The 16729-nt window shown below is 63.0% G+C and carries 16 protein-coding genes, 1 tRNA gene and 1 pseudogene; 15 read left to right on the forward strand and 3 right to left on the reverse strand.

The window, feature by feature from the left end; all coding sequences use genetic code 11:
* Positions 1–2: 2 nt before the first annotated feature.
* Genes CZ338_RS08950 through CZ338_RS08990 form a run of 9 tightly spaced genes read left to right on the forward strand, consistent with a single transcriptional unit; the run spans position 3 to position 8167 of the window.
* The gene (locus tag CZ338_RS08950) at positions 3–695 is read left to right on the forward strand and encodes an NUDIX domain-containing protein (RefSeq protein WP_087118222.1); all 693 of its coding nucleotides are present in this window, start codon (positions 3–5) and stop codon (positions 693–695) included.
* 4 nt (positions 696–699) lie between these two features.
* Positions 700–1605: a site-specific tyrosine recombinase XerD gene (xerD, locus tag CZ338_RS08955; protein WP_087117884.1), complete on the forward strand. Its 906-nt coding sequence runs from the start codon at positions 700–702 to the stop codon at positions 1603–1605.
* Between the two features lie 60 nt (positions 1606–1665).
* Entirely contained in the window at positions 1666–2541 is an 876-nt protein-coding gene (locus tag CZ338_RS08960) for a ParA family protein (RefSeq protein ID WP_204211910.1), read from the forward strand.
* Positions 2542–2568: 27 nt separating this feature from the next.
* Positions 2569–3417, forward strand: a complete 849-nt coding sequence (locus CZ338_RS08965; RefSeq protein ID WP_087117886.1) for a segregation and condensation protein A — start codon at positions 2569–2571, stop codon at positions 3415–3417.
* A 36-nt stretch (positions 3418–3453) separates the two neighbouring features.
* A complete protein-coding gene (scpB, locus tag CZ338_RS08970; RefSeq protein ID WP_162287328.1) occupies positions 3454–4017 on the forward strand; it encodes an SMC-Scp complex subunit ScpB in 564 nt (187 codons plus the stop codon).
* An 11-nt stretch (positions 4018–4028) separates the two neighbouring features.
* Positions 4029–5036, forward strand: a complete 1008-nt coding sequence (locus tag CZ338_RS08975; RefSeq protein ID WP_087117887.1) for a pseudouridine synthase — start codon at positions 4029–4031, stop codon at positions 5034–5036.
* Positions 5036–5767: a (d)CMP kinase gene (gene cmk, locus CZ338_RS08980; RefSeq protein ID WP_087117888.1), complete on the forward strand. Its 732-nt coding sequence runs from the start codon at positions 5036–5038 to the stop codon at positions 5765–5767. Before CZ338_RS08975 ends, cmk begins: the two co-directional genes overlap by 1 nt.
* Positions 5764–7416 (forward strand): ribosome biogenesis GTPase Der, encoded by a 1653-nt coding sequence (gene der, locus CZ338_RS08985; RefSeq protein WP_087117889.1) that lies wholly within the window; start codon positions 5764–5766, stop codon positions 7414–7416. Before cmk ends, der begins: the two co-directional genes overlap by 4 nt.
* 25 nt (positions 7417–7441) lie before the next feature.
* Positions 7442–8167, forward strand: a complete 726-nt coding sequence (locus CZ338_RS08990; RefSeq protein ID WP_087117890.1) for an alpha/beta hydrolase family esterase — start codon at positions 7442–7444, stop codon at positions 8165–8167.
* 6 nt (positions 8168–8173) lie between these two features.
* On the opposite strand, the gene CZ338_RS08995 is transcribed toward CZ338_RS08990, so the two are convergent.
* Positions 8174–8974, reverse strand: coding sequence for a class I SAM-dependent methyltransferase (locus tag CZ338_RS08995; protein ID WP_087117891.1), 801 nt, complete (start codon positions 8972–8974; stop codon positions 8174–8176).
* Between the two features lie 263 nt (positions 8975–9237).
* On the opposite strand from CZ338_RS08995, the gene CZ338_RS09000 reads away from it, so the two are divergent.
* Positions 9238–10098, forward strand: coding sequence for an alpha/beta hydrolase family esterase (locus CZ338_RS09000; protein WP_087117892.1), 861 nt, complete (start codon positions 9238–9240; stop codon positions 10096–10098).
* Between the two features lie 38 nt (positions 10099–10136).
* On the opposite strand, the gene CZ338_RS09005 is transcribed toward CZ338_RS09000, so the two are convergent.
* Positions 10137–11456 carry a DUF418 domain-containing protein gene (locus CZ338_RS09005; RefSeq protein WP_087117893.1) on the reverse strand — a complete coding sequence of 440 codons (1320 nt, stop codon included), beginning with the start codon at positions 11454–11456 and terminating at the stop codon, positions 10137–10139.
* Positions 11457–11536: 80 nt separating this feature from the next.
* On the opposite strand from CZ338_RS09005, the pseudogene CZ338_RS09010 reads away from it, so the two are divergent.
* A pseudogene (locus tag CZ338_RS09010) lies at positions 11537–12085 on the forward strand (glutathione-dependent formaldehyde dehydrogenase); the annotation flags it as partial.
* A 108-nt stretch (positions 12086–12193) separates the two neighbouring features.
* On the opposite strand, the gene CZ338_RS09015 reads toward CZ338_RS09010, so the two are convergent.
* A tRNA-Pro gene (locus CZ338_RS09015) sits at positions 12194–12270 on the reverse strand.
* 105 nt (positions 12271–12375) lie between these two features.
* Here CZ338_RS09015 and secA2 point away from each other — a divergent pair.
* From secA2 to CZ338_RS09035, 4 genes are all read left to right on the forward strand, one after another.
* Complete coding sequence (secA2, locus tag CZ338_RS09020; RefSeq protein ID WP_087117894.1) at positions 12376–14673, forward strand: accessory Sec system translocase SecA2; 2298 nt, start codon at positions 12376–12378, stop codon at positions 14671–14673.
* Positions 14674–14781: 108 nt separating this feature from the next.
* Positions 14782–15213 (forward strand): oxoglutarate dehydrogenase inhibitor Odhl, encoded by a 432-nt coding sequence (odhI, locus tag CZ338_RS09025; RefSeq protein WP_087117895.1) that lies wholly within the window; start codon positions 14782–14784, stop codon positions 15211–15213.
* Between the two features lie 144 nt (positions 15214–15357).
* Positions 15358–16095, forward strand: coding sequence for a transcriptional regulator FtsR (gene ftsR / locus CZ338_RS09030; RefSeq protein WP_407919375.1), 738 nt, complete (start codon positions 15358–15360; stop codon positions 16093–16095).
* Between the two features lie 15 nt (positions 16096–16110).
* Positions 16111–16728 (forward strand): bifunctional nuclease family protein, encoded by a 618-nt coding sequence (locus tag CZ338_RS09035; RefSeq protein ID WP_087117896.1) that lies wholly within the window; start codon positions 16111–16113, stop codon positions 16726–16728.
* Position 16729 lies beyond the last annotated feature (1 nt).

A 16729-nucleotide genomic window follows, 5' to 3' on the forward strand; every position in this document is an offset into this window, starting at 1 on the left:
CCATGTCTGAGACCGAAACCTCATCCAGCAGCGCAGGCCAGCAGCGGCACGAGTTCGAGGTCGTCGACTCGCAGCTGCTTGTCGACGCCCCGATTCTCGCCCTCCGCCGCGACACCGTCACCATGCCGGGCGGGACAACTGCGGACCGTGAGGTTGTCGAGCACTTCGGTGCCGTCGCCGTAGTCGCTGTGGACGGCGACGGACGCATCGCCATGGTTGAGCAGTACCGCCACACCGTCGGGCGACGCCTTTGGGAACTGCCGGCGGGCCTTCTCGATGTCGCCGGTGAGGATGAGTTGAACACGGCCAAGCGCGAGCTCGTGGAAGAAGCAGGGCTCGAGGCGCAGGACTGGTCTGTCCTCGTCGATTTGGTCACCTCGCCCGGTTTCGCGGAGGAGGCGGTCCGGGTCTTCCTGGCTACCGGTATCAGCGAAACGGAGCGGCCGGAAGCCGTGGATGAGGAAGCCGACATGGACTTCGCGTGGGTGCCGTTAGAGGAGGCCCGGAGAGGCGTCATGTCAGGACGCATCGCCAACTCCATCGCCATTGCGGGCATTCTCGCGGCATCGGAGGTGCTTGCAGGTCGCGCGGAAGCACGCAGTACCGCCACGCCGTTCGACCTGCGGCCGACGCACATGGCGGACAGACGGCGTGAGCAGGGTGTCGCACCCGACATGAAGAAGATCAAGAAGTAAGTCCGTGGACGCACGAACGGTCGGCCAGCTGTGGCTCGACCACCTCGCTGTCGAGCGCGGCGTCTCCGCGAACACGCTGAGTAATTACTGTCGCGACGTGGAGCGGTACCTCAACTGGCTGGAAGCCGCGGGCACAACGGAGCTGGGCGAGGTCACCTCGACAGATCTCGAGGACTATGTGGCGGATCTGCGCCGCGGGGATAAGGGGCGGAAAGGTCTTGCGGCGTCGTCGGCAAGCCGGGCTCTGGTCGTCGCGCGCGGATTGCACAAATTCGCGGTGAGCGAAGGCGTGGTCGCGGCAGATGTCGCCGCCGCGGTGTCGCCGCCGAAACTCGGGGAGAAGCTGCCGGACACGCTCAGCATCGAGGAAGTGGGCATGCTTCTCGACGCCTGCCCGGACGATACCCCCACCCACCTGCGCGACAAGGCGCTCCTCGAGGTGCTCTACGCCACCGGAGCGCGTATCTCGGAGGTTCTCGCACTGGTTGTCGACGATATTGCGGAGACCCGCGACTTCATCAAAGTCACCGGCAAGGGCGACAAGCAGCGCATCGTTCCAGTGGGTGGAGCCGCACGGCGGGCACTTGAGGCGTACCTGGTCCGCGGCCGCCCAGCCCTAGCGGCTGGAAAGTCCCACGCCGTCTTTCTGAACAAAAGGGGAGGCGCATTGTCGCGGCAAAGCGCCTGGACGATCATCAAGGACGCGGCATCGCGCGCCGGAATCGACAAAGACATCTCCCCGCACACGATGCGGCACTCGTTTGCCACCCACCTGCTTGAGGGCGGCGCCGACGTCCGCACGGTGCAGGAATTACTGGGACACGCGTCGGTGACGACGACTCAGATATACACCCACGTCACACCAGAAAACTTGCGTGAAGTGTGGAGCACAGCTCATCCCCGTTCGTGAGTGCGGAGGAATCACACCCGTGTAAGATGACCGTCAACAGCGTTCGCGGGACACAAAGGAGTGGCGGTGACGGAGGACGGACTTTTCAGCGCTTCGGAGACGGAGGTCGGGCTGACCGGCCGGCCGGTGCGCACGCTGCCGCAACCCGCGCCCGTCGATAAGCACGGCCCCGCAACGATCATTTCCATGGTCAACCAGAAGGGCGGCGTGGGTAAGACCACCTCGTCGATCAACTTGGGTGCCTGCCTGGCGGAACAGGGCCGGAAGGTCCTGCTGGTGGACCTGGATCCTCAGGGTGCGCTGTCTGCCGGGCTGAATGTCTCGCACGACGAGGAACAGGTGACGGTCTACGACCTCATGCTGGACAACACGTCCTCGATCCACGCGGCGATCAAGCACACCAACGTCAACGGGCTAGACCTGGTGCCGGCGAATATCGATCTGTCAGCGGCGGAGATCCAGCTGGTCAACGAGGTCGGCCGCGAGCAGACGCTCGGCCGCGCTCTGCGCCCGGTGCGCGGGGAGTACGACTTCATCATTATCGATTGCCAGCCGTCGCTGGGCCTGCTCACGGTCAACGCGTTGGCGTGCTCGCAGGGCGTGATCATCCCGATGGAGTGCGAATACTTCTCGCTGCGCGGACTCGCCCTGCTCACGGACACTGTGGAGAAGGTGCGCGACCGCATCAACTTCGACCTGGACATCGTGGGCATCCTGGTGACCATGTTCGACCGCCGCACCACCCACGCGCGCGAGGTCATGGACCGCGTCGTGGAAGTCTTCGGCGACCGCGTCTTCGACACCGTGATCACCCGCACTGTCCGGTTCCCGGAGACCTCCGTGGCCGGCGAGCCGATCATTACCTGGGCCCCCAATTCGCCCGGCGCGGAACAGTACCGCAACCTCGCCCTCGAGGTCATCGAGCGCACCTCCTAGTCGCGCCACCGTGCGTGTGACCGATTCATGAGCGCAGCTAAGCCGATCGATCCCCGTGATGCCGCGTACGCGGGGGAGGGGTACCAGCCGGAGATCACCGGTTTCACCCTCGTGTTGAACAACTTCGAGGGGCCGTACGATCTGCTGCTCAACTTGATCAGCTCCCGCAAGCTGGACATCACCGAGGTGGCGCTGGCGGAGGTGACCGATGAATTCATTGCGTACGTGAAGCAGCTGGGGGAGACCGCGGAGCTGGACGAGATCACTGAGTTCTTGGTTACGGCGGCGACGCTGTTGAATTTGAAGGCGCAGCGCCTGCTTCCGCGGAGCGGGGACGAGGACGAAGAGGACCTTGAGCTGCTGTCCTCGCGCGATCTGCTCTTCGCGCGCTTGCTGCAGTACCGCGCCTACCAGCAGGTGGCCGACCAGTTCGAACGCTGGCAGGCGGGTGCGCGCCGCCGTTACCCGCGGGCAGTGGGAATGGAGGAGGCATTCGCCGAGGTGCTCCCGCCCGTTTCGCTCGGTCACACCCCCGGGTCCTTCGCAGAGCTGGCGGCGTCTGTGTTCCGCCCAAAGCCCCCTGAAGAAGTGGGTGTGGATCACGTTCATGTCCAGGCAGTCTCGGTTCCGGAGCAGGCAGGTAAGCTTCTGGACACTCTTAAACTCGCTGGCCCGGCTCACTGGCTGACGTTCACGGCGCTGACACGGGACTGCACGCGCTCAATGGAAATCGTGGGGCGGTTCCTCGCCGTGCTGGAACTGTACAAGGCCCACGCGATCGACGCGCAGCAGGAAGAAGCCCTTGGCCCGCTGAATATTTCGTGGACGGGCAAGGACGTCGACCCGGCAGTAGTAGCAGCGGCGAACTGGGAATAGCAGGCAGCAAGAGCAAAACGGTAGGGAGACGGATAAATGAGCGAGCAGGCACCGGTGCCGATGGTGAGCCAATTGCGCTCCCAGGTCGAATCGATCCTCCTGGTCATCGACACACCGGCCACAGCCGCCGATATCGCCGGTGCCCTGAACGCCGCCGAGGCGGATATCACCGAGTGCCTGGTGGAGTGGGCCGAAGAACTGAACGAGCGCGGGTCCGGCATCGACTTGCGGGAAACCGCTGAGGGGTGGCGCCTGTACACCCGCCCGGCCAATGCCGACGCTGTCGAGGCGTTCCTGGTTGACGGCACGCACACAAAACTCAGCCGCGCGGCGATGGAGACACTTGCGGTGGTCGCGTACCGCCAGCCGGTGACCCGTGCGCAGGTGGCGGCAGTGCGCGGAGTCAATGTCGACGGAGTAATGCGGACGCTGACACTGCGCGGTCTCATCGCCGAAGTCGACCCTGACGCGGCGACTGGTGCACACCGCTACGTGACCACAGAGCTGTTCTTGGAGCAGCTCGGCATTGATTCGCTCGAGCGTCTGCCGGACTTGGCGCCGCTGCTTCCGGAAGTCGATTCCATCGAAGACGCCTGGTAGCTTGGGGGACTATGACCCCACCCGCTCGCCGAGAAGGCACACCGGACAGGAGCAAGGACGAGAAGTTCTTCCTCTCCAACGCGAAACCCGCAAAGCACCAGAACGTCAGCTTGAGCAAGCGGCGCGAGAACGCCGAGAAGAACGCTGGCACTGCCGACGGCCACGAGGAGCCGCATCCGCTTGCTGATAACTGGTGGGACGAGCGCGAAGACCCCGTCGCACCGCTGGGCAAGGCTGTGGAGGACGGCACGGGTGAGCGCAACAGCAGCCCGAAAAAGAAGTCCAACGAGGGCATTCGCCTCCAGAAAGTTCTGGCCCAGGCTGGCGTGGCATCGCGCCGCCACTCCGAGGTGATGATCGACGAGGGCCGCATCGAGGTCAACGGCAAGATCATCCGCCAGCAGGGCGTGCGCGTGGATCCGAACGTGGACATCATCCGCGTCGACGGCGTGCGCGTGAACGTCAACGAGGAGCACCAGTACTTCGCGCTGAACAAACCCCGCGGCATGCACACCACAATGGAGGACGACCTGGGCCGTCCCTGCGTCGGTGACTTAGTCGCTGACCGCGTGGTGTCCGGCCAGCGTCTGTTCCACGTGGGTCGACTCGACGCGGACACGGAAGGACTGCTTCTGCTCACCAACGACGGCGAGCTGGCAAACCGCCTCATGCACCCGAAGTACGAGGTGTCCAAGACTTACTTAGCCACGGTTCTCGGCGAGGCCAAACCGGCGCTTGTGCGTGAACTGAAGAAGGGCGTGGAGCTGGACGACGGCATTGCCAAGGCCGATTATGCGCAGATCGTGGACACCTACCAGGGCCAGTCGCTCATCCGCCTCGAGATTCACGAGGGCCGCAAGCACGTGGTTCGCCGCATGCTCAAAGCGGCGGGCTTCCCGGTCCAGCGCCTCGTGCGCACGAAAGTTCACACAGTTCAGCTTGGTGAGCTGAAGCCCGGCGCCATGCGCGCGTTGAACGAGTCCGAGATGACTGCGCTGTACAAGGCGGTGGAAATGTAATGAGCACTGAGAACACCAACTCCGACAACGGGAGTCGTACGTTGTCAAACATGCCGGACGGCGGCCTCATCCTGGCTGTCGACGGCCCGTCCGGTACGGGTAAATCAACCACGTGCCGCGCGCTGGCGAAGCAGCTGGACGCCAAGTATGTCGACACCGGCGCCATGTACCGGGTGGCCACGCTCGCTGTGCTGCGCGCGGGCGTCGACCCGCAGGACACCCAAGCAGTGATCGCCGCCACGCGCGACCTTCCGCTGGAGATTTCCGACGACCCAGATTCCACGGATGTCATCCTCGCGGGTGAGAACGTCGCAGGGGAGATCCGCGGGCGCGAAGTCACACAGAATGTCTCGGCGGTTTCCGCGATCCCGGAGGTGCGCACGAACCTCGTGGAATTGCAGCGCAAGCTGGCCAGGGACGCGCACCGAGCGATCGTCGAGGGTCGCGACATCGGTACCGTCGTGCTTATCGACGCCCCAGCGAAAGCCTTCCTCACCGCCTCCCCGGAGGTCCGGGCCACCCGCCGGTACAACCAGGACGTTGCCGCGGGACGCGACGCCGATTACGACACGGTTCTCGCCGACGTGATCCGCCGCGATGAACTTGACTCCTCCCGCGCGACGAGCCCGTTGCGCCCGGCGGATGACGCAGAGATCATCGACACGTCCGACATGGACAAAGATGAGGTGCTAGGCGCATTGATCACGCTCATTGAAAGGAGCGCCCGGTGACCGATCAGCACGACGCAGGGGCTGGACGCCAGAACGGCGAGGACCTCGGCGAGACCCAGTTCGAGTACACCCAGTTCAACCCAGACGACTACGAGGGCGAGGTCGTCTCCGAGTACGAGGCCTACGAGCAGGCGTACGAGGACGACCTCTCAGAAGAGTTCGGCGAAGAGTTCGAGGGCTTCGACGATTCCGAGTTCGGCCCCGCCGACTACGGCGAGCACGATGCCGACGGCGACAGCGACTTCTCTGAGGACTACGAGTACACCGACGAGGAATGGGAGGAGATCGGCGAGGCCTTCGGCATCACACCGGACGGCCACGTCGAAGAGGCTCTACCGACGGTCGCTATCGTCGGTCGCCCAAATGTGGGCAAGTCGACCCTGGTCAACCGCTTCCTTGGACGCCGCGAGGCAGTCGTGGAGGACCACCCGGGTGTGACGCGCGACCGCGTGAGCTACCTCGCCGACTGGAACGGCCAGCGCTTCTGGGTGCAGGACACCGGCGGTTGGGACCCGGACGCGAAGGGCATCCATGCCTCGATCGCGCACCAGTCCGAGGTGGCCATGGAAGACGCCGACGTCATCGTCATGGTCGTCGACGCGCATGTCGGTGTCACGGATTCGGACGCCTTCATGGCGCGCAACCTGCAGCGTTCGCATGTCCCTGTGCTGCTCGTGGCCAACAAATTCGAGTCCGAATCCCAGTGGGGCGACGTTGCCGAGTTCTACTCTCTGGGCTTGGGCGACCCGTGGCCGGTCTCGGCGCTGCACGGGCGCGGCGGCGCGGATGTCCTCGATGAGATCGTCAAAGTCTTCCCGGAAGAGCCGAAAGCGGCTAGCTCGATCACGGAGGGGCCGCGGCGCGTTGCGCTCGTCGGAAAGCCGAACGTGGGTAAGTCCAGCCTGCTGAACAAGCTGTCCAAGTCCGATCGCGCCGTCGTGGACAATGTCGCGGGCACGACAGTCGATCCGGTGGATGAACTGATCCAGCTGGATGAGCGCCTGTGGCGCTTCATCGACACCGCCGGTCTGCGTAAAAAGGTGAAGAACGCGACGGGGCACGAGTACTACGCGTCACTGCGCACCCGCGGAACGATCGAGGCCGCCGAGGTGTGCGTCGTGCTTATCGACGCCTCCCAGGAAATCACCGAGCAGGATCAGCGCGTCATTTCCATGGTGCTCGAAGCCGGCAAGGCGATGGTCATCGCCTTCAACAAGTGGGACCTCATGGACGAGGACCGCCGGTACTACTTTGACCGGGAATTCGACATGCAGCTCAACCAGCTGCCGTGGGTGTCCAAGATCAACATTTCCGCCGAGACAGGCCGCGGCCTGCACCGTCTGGAAAAGGAGATGGTCACCGCCCTGGAGAACTGGGATAAGCGCATTTCCACCGGTCAGCTGAACAACTGGATGCGCGAGGCGATCGCGGCGAACCCGCCGCCGATGAAGAATAACCGCCTGCCGAAGGTCCTGTTCGCCACAATGGTGAACACCCGTCCTCCGACAATCGTGCTCTTCACCACCGGTTTCCTGGATGGCGGGTACCGCCGCTACCTGGAGCGCAAATTCCGCGAACAGTTCGGCTACCACGGCACCCCAGTCCGCTTCGCGGTCCGCGTGCGCGAGCGCAACCCGCGCCGCCGCTAGCGTTTGAGGAAGTCTCCACCCCACGATGAATGAGAGTTCCAGCCGCCGCATTGCCCGCACCGTTACTGTCGACGGTGTCGAGCGCTCCTACCAGTGTTCCGTACCCGCCAACGCGGGTGGAGGCGACCCTTTGCCCGTGATTCTGGCCATCCACGGCAAAGGCGACAACGGGCTGGATTTCCTCATCGGCACGAACCTGGGGTCCGCTAACGCGATTGTCGCCGCCCCCACAGGCCAAGGTCTTGCATGGAGCCCAGCGCCGTACGCCGTCACCACAGTGGAGGAGGACACAGCGCTGATTCATGCCATTCTCGACGACATTGCTGTGACATACCCCTTGGATCCCGATCGTATTTACCTCGCTGGTTTCGCCAACGGGGGCGGATTGGTCACCGTCTTGGCGGTCAATGAACCCGAGAGATACGCCGGCGTGGCTACAGTTGCCGGTGCGATCCGAACGGACCTCGACGAGATCGCCCATGGTGCACCGATCGACTACCTGAACATTCACGGCACGTGGGACGACGTCGTACCGTACGCCGGACAAGACCGAGGATCGCTCGGGCTGATCCTTCCAGCTCAGGAAGTCAGCTCCGCTTTTGGGCAGCGCAACGGCGGTAAGGCCCGCGCCGTCCACATTCCTGTTGAGGGGATGAACCACGAGTGGCCGGCAGGCGTCTGGGCGCGCAACCGCGGAATCGACGTGACGGAGGGGATCCTTGACTTCTTCGGCATCGACACCCTCGAATAGCGCTAACTAATTCTCCCCGCTACGGCGGTACAAGAACGCGTCCGTCCGGTAGGGCAGAGGGATCGGCTGCCCGGGATCGAATCCGAGCCTGTCGTAGAGGTACCAGTTCAAATTGTCGGTGACTTTCTGGCGTGTCGCCTCGTTCGCGCGCAGCCAGTAGGACCGTGTTCGCGCCAAAGCGAAGAGATGCTCCGGAGTCACTGCCTCAAACCAGCGGGTGCGCAATTCCTTTTCTAGCCGCCACGGAGCATCGACAGACGGATAGAAACCTTCACGGTGCACGTCACCAGAATGGCTGATGCGCGACAGGCGAAGCACCCACGGGTGCGAGACATCCAGTGTGTTCCAGCACAGCATCAACGCGCCCCCGGGCTTGACCACCCGGTCAGCTTCCGCGCTGGCAGCGGCGGTATCGACCCAGTGCCACGTTTGCGCGCTGACGTAGGCATCGACACAGCTGTCCGCCACCCCGGTGGCCTCCGCCGTCGCCTGCCAGACGGGTACATCAGGATGGCTGGACCGGAGCACGGAGAGCATGGCTTTAGACGGATCCAGCGCCCCCACAAACCGCCCCGGCCGCACCAAAGTGGAGGTGAGCTTGCCGGTGCCGGCGCCGACGTCGATAAGCGAATCGGCTTCTGCGATGAGCTCCGCGACATCGCGCGGATACGTCGGGCGCACGTCGTGGTACTCATCGGACCCGAAGGTGAATGCACCCGCCGTGAACGTGCGGGCGGCATCATTGGCGAAACCCGGATTCTCCTTGCCGCTCGGCTTGAAATGCCGTGGTTCCGGGTTCCCTGCCATGCCGTGCAATCTACCTGGTTTAGGTGACGCGGTGAATTCACTGTGAACGCTTCCGGCACGCGACGCAAAATGCGCTCGGGACTTATACGATGGCGTAGGTTCGCGTGCGGGCACGTTTCCCGCACTGTTTTGATTGATTGTTCCACCGAAAGATGACTCGTACCCCCGTGAAACGACGTACACGCACGACCGCCGGCTGCGCGGCACTACTGCTCTCAGTCTCAGCGTTGGGAGCGTGCGGGGAACGCGAAGAAGACCTTCAGGTGTCTGACGCGGCGAACGAGGTGCGGGAGGAACTCGCCGAAGTGGAAGCCGATTTCTCCGGAGAATCGAGCACGTTCACCCAGACCATGAAGGTCGCCGGCCGGGAACGCGAATACCTGGTAACAACCCCGCCGAACGTCGAGGAACGCGAGAACCTTCCTCTCATCTTCGCTTTCCACGGGTACAAGATGTCCGATGATTCCATGCGGTCGATGACGGAACTCGACAAGGCCAACGCAGTCGTGGTGTACATGCAAGGCGTGAATGATGCGTGGGCTCCCGCACCGTACGCCGTGACCTCTGGCGACGAGGACCTAGAGTTCTTCGATGCGGTGCGCCAAGAGATGCTGGATAAATACCCGATCAATCCCTCGCGTGTCTTCGCGGCAGGGCACTCAAATGGAGGTGGTTTCGCGGCGTACACAGCTTGCCATCGCGCCCACCAGCTCACCGGGATCGCTACTGTCTCCGCCGCCTTCTATGACGAGGTCTTCGAGGGATGTTCGCAGATCCCGACTAAGCAGATAGATTTCCACGGCACGAAGGACAGCATCATCGGCTACGACGGCGGATCCCGCCACGGTGCAGAATTCGAGCCTGTCGAGGAAGTGATGAACCAGGCGGCTCAGCGCAACTACTGCGAACCCGACCCGGCCGTGGAGCCCCTGACCCGCCCAGGGGAGGAGTTTGTGTGGGAGGGCTGTGATGCGCAACTACGCCACTACCGCCTCGATGGAAGCGGCCATATTTGGCCCGGGAGCGACAGTGATCAGGGGCCAGGGGAGAACACCGCCGACGACTTGGCCACCCGCGAGATCCTCGATTTCTTCGGCATCTCCTCTCACGGGAACTTGGGCTAACAGCTCGTTCCGTTGCCGCCTCAGCGTTGCTGCCTCCGTTACAGCGGAAGCGCGAGCTGCCACGTTCCGTCGATCTTCTGTTTGTAGCCGTACCGCGTCCGTGCCGGTCCTCGCTCAATCTCCTGAGGCGTGAGTTCATAGTGCCGGGGGAGTCCTTCGCGCCCGTAGGACATCGTGCGGTGGAGCTTCTCAAACGGCCCTGGAATTCCGTGCCGCTCCATGACCCATGCCACGAGCAAGGTCACCAGCCACACACCGGTGGCCAAAGCCATTTGTCCGGCGATGGGGAAGTCGTGCCCGATATTGAGAAGGAAGACGGACGTGAGCGGGAAAAGGATGATGGTTTGCCCTAGGTAACCGGTCATGGACCGTTTACCTAGGGCATTGAAAGCGGCCAGCCAGCCTGGGATCGGTGCACCTTCCGCGATACGGCGCTGTACCGGCCGCATCGCCAGCATCACTGCGGCGAGGATGCCCGGACCAGTCAGTCGACCAAACGCTTGGTTGAGAATGGCGAATGCCGGCTCCCACTCATAGGGGAGCACGCCAATCGACGACAACCCGAACGGGACTCCCACCAAGACGATGACGGCCACCGTCACGGCCACCCACGCCCACAGCCGCACCGCGTACCTGTCCACGTCCTCCATGACCCGTTCACGGCCCCAGACGAACCCGAGCAGAATCATCGGGAGGATCGAGATGATCGGGAATGCGTGCCCCGCGAGAATACCCAGGGCATGACGGATCTGGCCGGTGTAGGTCTGCTCGACGCTGCCGTAGAACAAGTCCATGGTCATCGTCGGGGCACCCGGACCATCGATGAAGATCATGAGCGCCCCCAAAGCGCACCACACGCACCACAGGCCGAGCAGAACACCGGATACGATCCGCAGGATTCTGTCCCCGCATCCGATCAGCAGCGCGAGCACCATCCCGCAGATCCCGTAGGCGGTGAGGATATCGCCGGGAAAGAAGAAGATCAGGTGGACGAGGCCGAAACAGAAGAGGAAGAAGTAGCGTTTCAGCACCACTTTCTTGGCGGCCAGGTTGGTGTAACCGCGCCGCCACAGACTGCCCACGATCATTCCGACGCCCATGCCGAGCAGTACAGAGAACATCGGGAGTCCGCGAACATGCACGAACATCGCTTGGAAAACGATGAGCACTTTCTCGAGGACACTCGGGTCAGGTCCCGTACCACCGAAGAACCCTGAGTGCGCCGCGTCATGTGTTGCCAGCCAGTTCGTCGGCACATTCGCCAACGCGATGCCCAGCAGGGCCATGCCCCGGGCCACGTCAGGTGCGACGTAGCGCACCTTGTTCATTCCAGCGCCCTGCTGCGTCCGGCTAGCCATGTCCCCATCCTTTCCCAGAATCCCCTAAAAAGGGGCGATGAAGTGGTATTTTCAAGCAAAACTATACCGTTTTTCCTCGCGTCGCGGAGCGCCGCGCCATGGCAGCACGGCACGGCATCGAGGTCATCGGGGGCAGCGACGAGGAAGTCGTGGAGAAGCTGCGCGAGCTTACTGACGGCCGCGGGCCCGACTCCGTCGTCGACGCCGTCGGCATGGAAGCGCACGGCTCTCCGGTCGCTGGAACTGCGCAGGCTGCTACCGGTCTGCTACCGTCCTCGCTCGGCCGTGCTGCCATGGAGCACGCGGGTGTGGACCGTCTTAGCGCGCTCTACACCGCCATCGACGCTGTGCGACGCGGTGGCACAATCTCCCTCAGCGGTGTCTACGGCGGTATGAAGGACCCGTTGCCGATGCTCACGCTCTTCGACAAGCAGATCCAGATGCGGATGGGCCAGTGCAACGTGCGCAACTGGACCGATGACATCCTCCCGCTGGTCGACGACCCGTCGGATCCCCTCGGCGTCCTCGATCTGAAAACCCACACCGCGCCGCTCGACGACGCCCCCGAAATGTACGAGAAATTCCAGAAGAAGCAGGACGGCTGCATCAAGGTCGTGCTCAAGCCGTAAAGAGGCTCGCTGCTTCATACGCGCTGGACAAAGCAATCGGCTCTCTGTCCGGCTCTAGTCGGGATTACCGAAAAGATGCTGGACAGAGGGCCGAAACTTTCCAAAAAATGGTCGGGCTGACAGGATTTGAACCTGCGACCCCTACACCCCCAGTGTAGTGCGCTGCCAAACTGCGCCACAGCCCGTTGTTCGTCGTGCGGTGCATGCCGGAGCATGCTCGCGTGGAACTCCGTTAGATTACCGCATGGTCGGGTGATTGCTGTAATCGGCTGGTCACGTAAAGTTGCCCCATGGGCAAGTTTGACTGGTTCTGGAAAGCGATGGGCTCGTCCAGCGAGCGCAACGACAAGAAGTCCAAGGGCATCGTGTCGCAGGCGCACGGCTTAATCGCCGGGTACGAGCAGCGTAGTGACGCGGAATTGGTCGACGCGATCCGGGGGACAGTGGACAACGGCCAGATCACAGATAAGGCGAATTTCTTGGCCGTGCTCACGGTGGCATCCGCCCGCACGTTGGGCATGACACCGTTCGAGGTTCAGAATCAGGCGGTGTTGCGCCTGCTGGAAGGCGATGTCATCCAGATGGCCACCGGCGAGGGCAAGACACTCGTCGGCGCGATGGCGGCGACGGGGTTCGCGCTGACAGGCAAGCGCGTGCATCTCATCACCGTGAACAACTACCTGGCCGCGCGCGACGCGGACTGGATGCGCCCGCTCGTTGAATTCTTCGGGTTGACGGTCGCGGCGGTGACGGAGTCGTCGACACGCGAAGAGCGCGTGCGGGCCTACCGCAGCGACATCGTCTACGCACCGGTAGCGGAAATCGGCTTCGACCACCTGCGCGACAACCAGATCACGCACCGCGACCAAACAGTCCAAGTACCCGCGGACGTCGCGCTCGTCGACGAGGCGGACAGCGTGCTTGTCGACGAAGCCTTGGTTCCCCTCGTCCTCGCCGGCGCCAAGCCGGGGGAGCAGGCGACCGGCCAGATCACGGAGGCGGTCTCCCATCTTGTGGAAGGCACCGACTACACCATTGATTCGGACCGCAGGAACGTCTTCCTCACCGACGCCGGTGCAGCGAAAGTGGAGCGCGCGCTGGGCATCGACTCGTTGTACTCCGACGAGAACATCGGCACGATCCTGGTACGGGTCAACCTTGCGCTACACGCTAAGGCGCTGCTCATCCGCGACGTCCACTACATCGTGCAGGACGGCAAGATCGACCTGGTCGATGCCTCCCGCGGCCGCGTCGCCGAGCTGCAGCGCTGGCCGGACGGCCTTCAAGCCGCGGTGGAGTCGAAGGAGGGATTGGACGTTTCCGAAGGCGGACGCATCCTCGACCAGATCACGCTGCAAGCACTCATGCGCCGCTACCCGATGGTGTGCGGCATGACGGGTACGGCAGTCGAGGCCACCGACCAGCTACGGCAGTTCTACGACCTCCACGTCTCCGTCATTGACCGTGCCAAAGAGCTGCGCCGCTTCGACGAAGCCGACCGCATCTACGCCACGATGGAGGAGAAATTCGCGGCGATTGTCGACGAGATCGCCCACATTCACTCCGCGGGCCAGCCGGTGCTCGTGGGCACCCACGACGTCGCCGAGTCCGAGGCGCTCGCTCAGGCGCTCGAGGAGCGGGGAATCACCGTCAATGTGCTCAACGCGAAGAACGACGCGGAGGAAGCGCGCATTGTCGCGGAAGCGGGTGATCTCGGCCGCGTGACCGTGTCCACCCAGATGGCTGGCCGCGGCACCGACATCCGGCTTGGAGGCGCCGACGAGAGCGACCGGGACGCCGTGGTGGACCTCGGCGGATTGGCCGTCATCGGCACCGCCCGTCACCGCACCGCGCGCCTGGACAACCAGTTGCGTGGACGCGCGGGACGCCAGGGCGACCCTGGTCTGAGCGTGTTCTTCGTCTCCCTCGAGGACGACATTGTCACCGCCGGCGGTGCGGATGAGCGGGTGAGTGCACAACCGGATGCGGACGGCCGGATTGATTCCAAGCGCGTGCAGGACTTCATCGAGCACTGCCAGCGCGTCACCGAGGGGCAGCTGTTGGAGATCCACGCGCAGACCTGGAAGTACAACCAGTTGCTGGCGGACCACAGGGAGATCGTCGATAAGCGGCGTGCGTCGCTGCTGGATACCGATCAAGCGTGGCGGGAACTCGCCGAACGCGATCCCGCGCGCGCCGCTGAGCTGGAGGCTCAGGGGGTCGAGCGCGGAGTGCTCGAGCAGGCTGCACGGGAGATCATGCTGTTCCATCTCGACGACGAATGGTCGGAGCACCTAGCGCTCATGGACGATGTGCGCGAATCGATCCACCTCCGCGCTATCGCCCGCGAGACACCGATCACGGAGTTTCACCGCATTGCCGTGAGGGAATTCAAGGAGCTGGCTAACCGCGCCGTCGAGCGCGCCGTGGAGACTTTCGGCACGGTGCTTATCGACGCCGACGGTGCCCACCTCGCCGACGCCGGCTGGAAACGCCCCAACGCGACGTGGACCTACATGGTCTCCGACAACCCGCTCGCCGGCGGCGGAAACTCCGTAATATCGGGCATAGCCAGCATTTTCCGCTGACGCGGGCGGGCCCCAGAGGTGTCACAACCGCGCGGCGGGGCTAGTTGTCAGTATGATGATCGTGGACTTAAATTTGGATTTGTATCCGTCAAAACGTCAGGAGAAGAGATGAGCGAGAACACCGGTACACCGGAGGCACAGGTAGAGACCACCTCTGTCTTCCGTGCGGATCTTCTGAAAGAGATGGAGACGGGAGCTACCACCGCCTCTGACCACGTCGGCGGAGTCGAGGGCCTGCCAGCTGGCGCGGCCCTGCTGGTGGTCAAGCGCGGCCCGAATGCGGGCGCACGCTTCCTGCTGGACCAGGACACCACCACGGCTGGGCGCCACCCGGAGGCGGACATCTTCCTCGACGATGTCACCGTCTCCCGCCGTCACGCCGAGTTCCGCCGCAACGACGGCGAGTTCGAGGTTGTCGATGTCGGATCCCTCAACGGCACCTACGTCAACCGCGAGCCGCGTAACTCGCAGGCGCTGTCCACCGGCGACGAAATTCAGATCGGTAAATTCCGCCTGGTATTCATCGCAGACGAGGACTAGCCGCAGCGGGCATCAACGATTGATGCCACATCCACCCACCGGTGTCGAGAGGGCACCGGTATTTCTGCCCCGTTCCCCGAAGACTGGAAATGTTTTCAGGGAAACCCGGGCACCGTGAGAACCATTTAGACAGAATTAGACACTGTGAGCGCAATCCGGAAGACGAAGCCGAGCAACCAGGCACCCCGCTCGGGCACAAAGACCATGTCGATCGGCGTGGTGATCAAGTGCCTCAGCGAGGAATTTCCGGATGTCACCGTGTCTAAAATCCGGTTTCTCGAATCGGAAGGGCTGATCAGCCCGGAACGAACGCAGTCAGGTTACCGTCGCTTCACCGAAGCGGACGTGGAGCGGCTGCGCTACATTCTCATCACCCAGCGCGACAATTACTTGCCGCTCAAAGTCATTCGCGAGCAGCTGGAAGCAATGGATTCCGGCAAAGTCACGGCTGTCATGACCAGTCAGAAGACCGCCGAACCGTTGATTGCGCCGGAGCAGTTCGCGGCTCCTGCCGCCACGCGCCTCACCGACGAAGATGTCGCCACCCAAGCTGAGTGCACACCTGACGATGTCGCCCAATGCATCGATGCTGGGTTGATCGTTCCGGACGCTTCCGGTTTGTTCACGGTTGATGATGTTCGTGTTGTCTCCACCGCCGTCTCGCTGACTGAGTTCGGCCTCGACGCCCGGCATCTGAAGCGAATCCGCCAATCCGCGAGCCGGCAGGCCGATTTGATCACCCAGGTCACGGATCCGGTTGCTAAATCAGGTCGCGCAGCCGCAAAGCAAGAAGCTGGCGAGATCAGTCAACAGATGACCGCGCTTGTCGTGTCGCTGCACGCCGCGCTGGTCAAGAACGAGCTACGCCGTGGCCTTGCCTAGAAGCTAACCAGAATCATGAGTACAGTTCCCGTTTCTTTGTGCGGAGTCTTTCCCGTCGGTCCCGAGAATTTCCTGTGCGCAGTACTTCTCTGGGAAGAGCGCCGGCGCTTTCTTCCCATCTGGCTGTCACCCGTGGGCGGAGCCCAGCTCCTCGGCCGGATCGGTGAGTGGGAGCCGACCCGCCCCGATACTCATAACCTGTTAGTAGACATCATTGAGCAGTCCACCGCCGGCGTGTCTGCCATTGAACTGACCGGTTACTACAACGGTGTCTATATGGCGCAAGTGACCATGGACGATGGAGCCGAATTCGACTGCCGCCCAACCGATGCTCTTGTCCTTGCGTTGATGCTGGATATGACCATCGAGGTGGAAGAAGACGTCCTCAACCACGCCTCGCTGTGGCTCAGTGCCGAGGATGCCGCCGACTATTTCGATGTTGAGTTCGACTCTGACTTTGCGGATGGGGCAGAGGCATCATCCGAGGGTAACGGCAACTCCGCTAGTGGGGACAAACAGGCGGACCTGGACTTTGAGAACCTCATGCGCGAATTGGGTGTCGAAGAAGAGGATCTCGGTTTCGGCGGTACCCCTGATGACGTTGATGCTGACGATGATAGTGAGGGAAACTGAC

The organism is Corynebacterium urinipleomorphum (genome assembly GCF_900155535.1).
GTDB classification, from domain to species: domain Bacteria; phylum Actinomycetota; class Actinomycetes; order Mycobacteriales; family Mycobacteriaceae; genus Corynebacterium; species Corynebacterium urinipleomorphum.

Coding starts and splice junctions, on each gene's coding strand:
- cmk (WP_087117888.1), top strand. CDS start 5,036: ATGAGCACTGAGAACACCAACTCCGACAACGGGAGTCGTACGTTGTCA.
- odhI (WP_087117895.1), top strand. CDS start 14,782: ATGAGCGAGAACACCGGTACACCGGAGGCACAGGTAGAGACCACCTCT.
- CZ338_RS08965 (WP_087117886.1), top strand. CDS start 2,569: ATGAGCGCAGCTAAGCCGATCGATCCCCGTGATGCCGCGTACGCGGGG.
- CZ338_RS08975 (WP_087117887.1), top strand. CDS start 4,029: ATGACCCCACCCGCTCGCCGAGAAGGCACACCGGACAGGAGCAAGGAC.
- CZ338_RS09005 (WP_087117893.1), bottom strand. CDS start 11,456: ATGGCTAGCCGGACGCAGCAGGGCGCTGGAATGAACAAGGTGCGCTAC.
- scpB (WP_162287328.1), top strand. CDS start 3,454: ATGAGCGAGCAGGCACCGGTGCCGATGGTGAGCCAATTGCGCTCCCAG.
- secA2 (WP_087117894.1), top strand. CDS start 12,376: ATGGGCAAGTTTGACTGGTTCTGGAAAGCGATGGGCTCGTCCAGCGAG.
- CZ338_RS08995 (WP_087117891.1), bottom strand. CDS start 8,974: ATGGCAGGGAACCCGGAACCACGGCATTTCAAGCCGAGCGGCAAGGAG.
- CZ338_RS08990 (WP_087117890.1), top strand. CDS start 7,442: ATGAATGAGAGTTCCAGCCGCCGCATTGCCCGCACCGTTACTGTCGAC.
- CZ338_RS08950 (WP_087118222.1), top strand. CDS start 3: ATGTCTGAGACCGAAACCTCATCCAGCAGCGCAGGCCAGCAGCGGCAC.
- CZ338_RS09035 (WP_087117896.1), top strand. CDS start 16,111: ATGAGTACAGTTCCCGTTTCTTTGTGCGGAGTCTTTCCCGTCGGTCCC.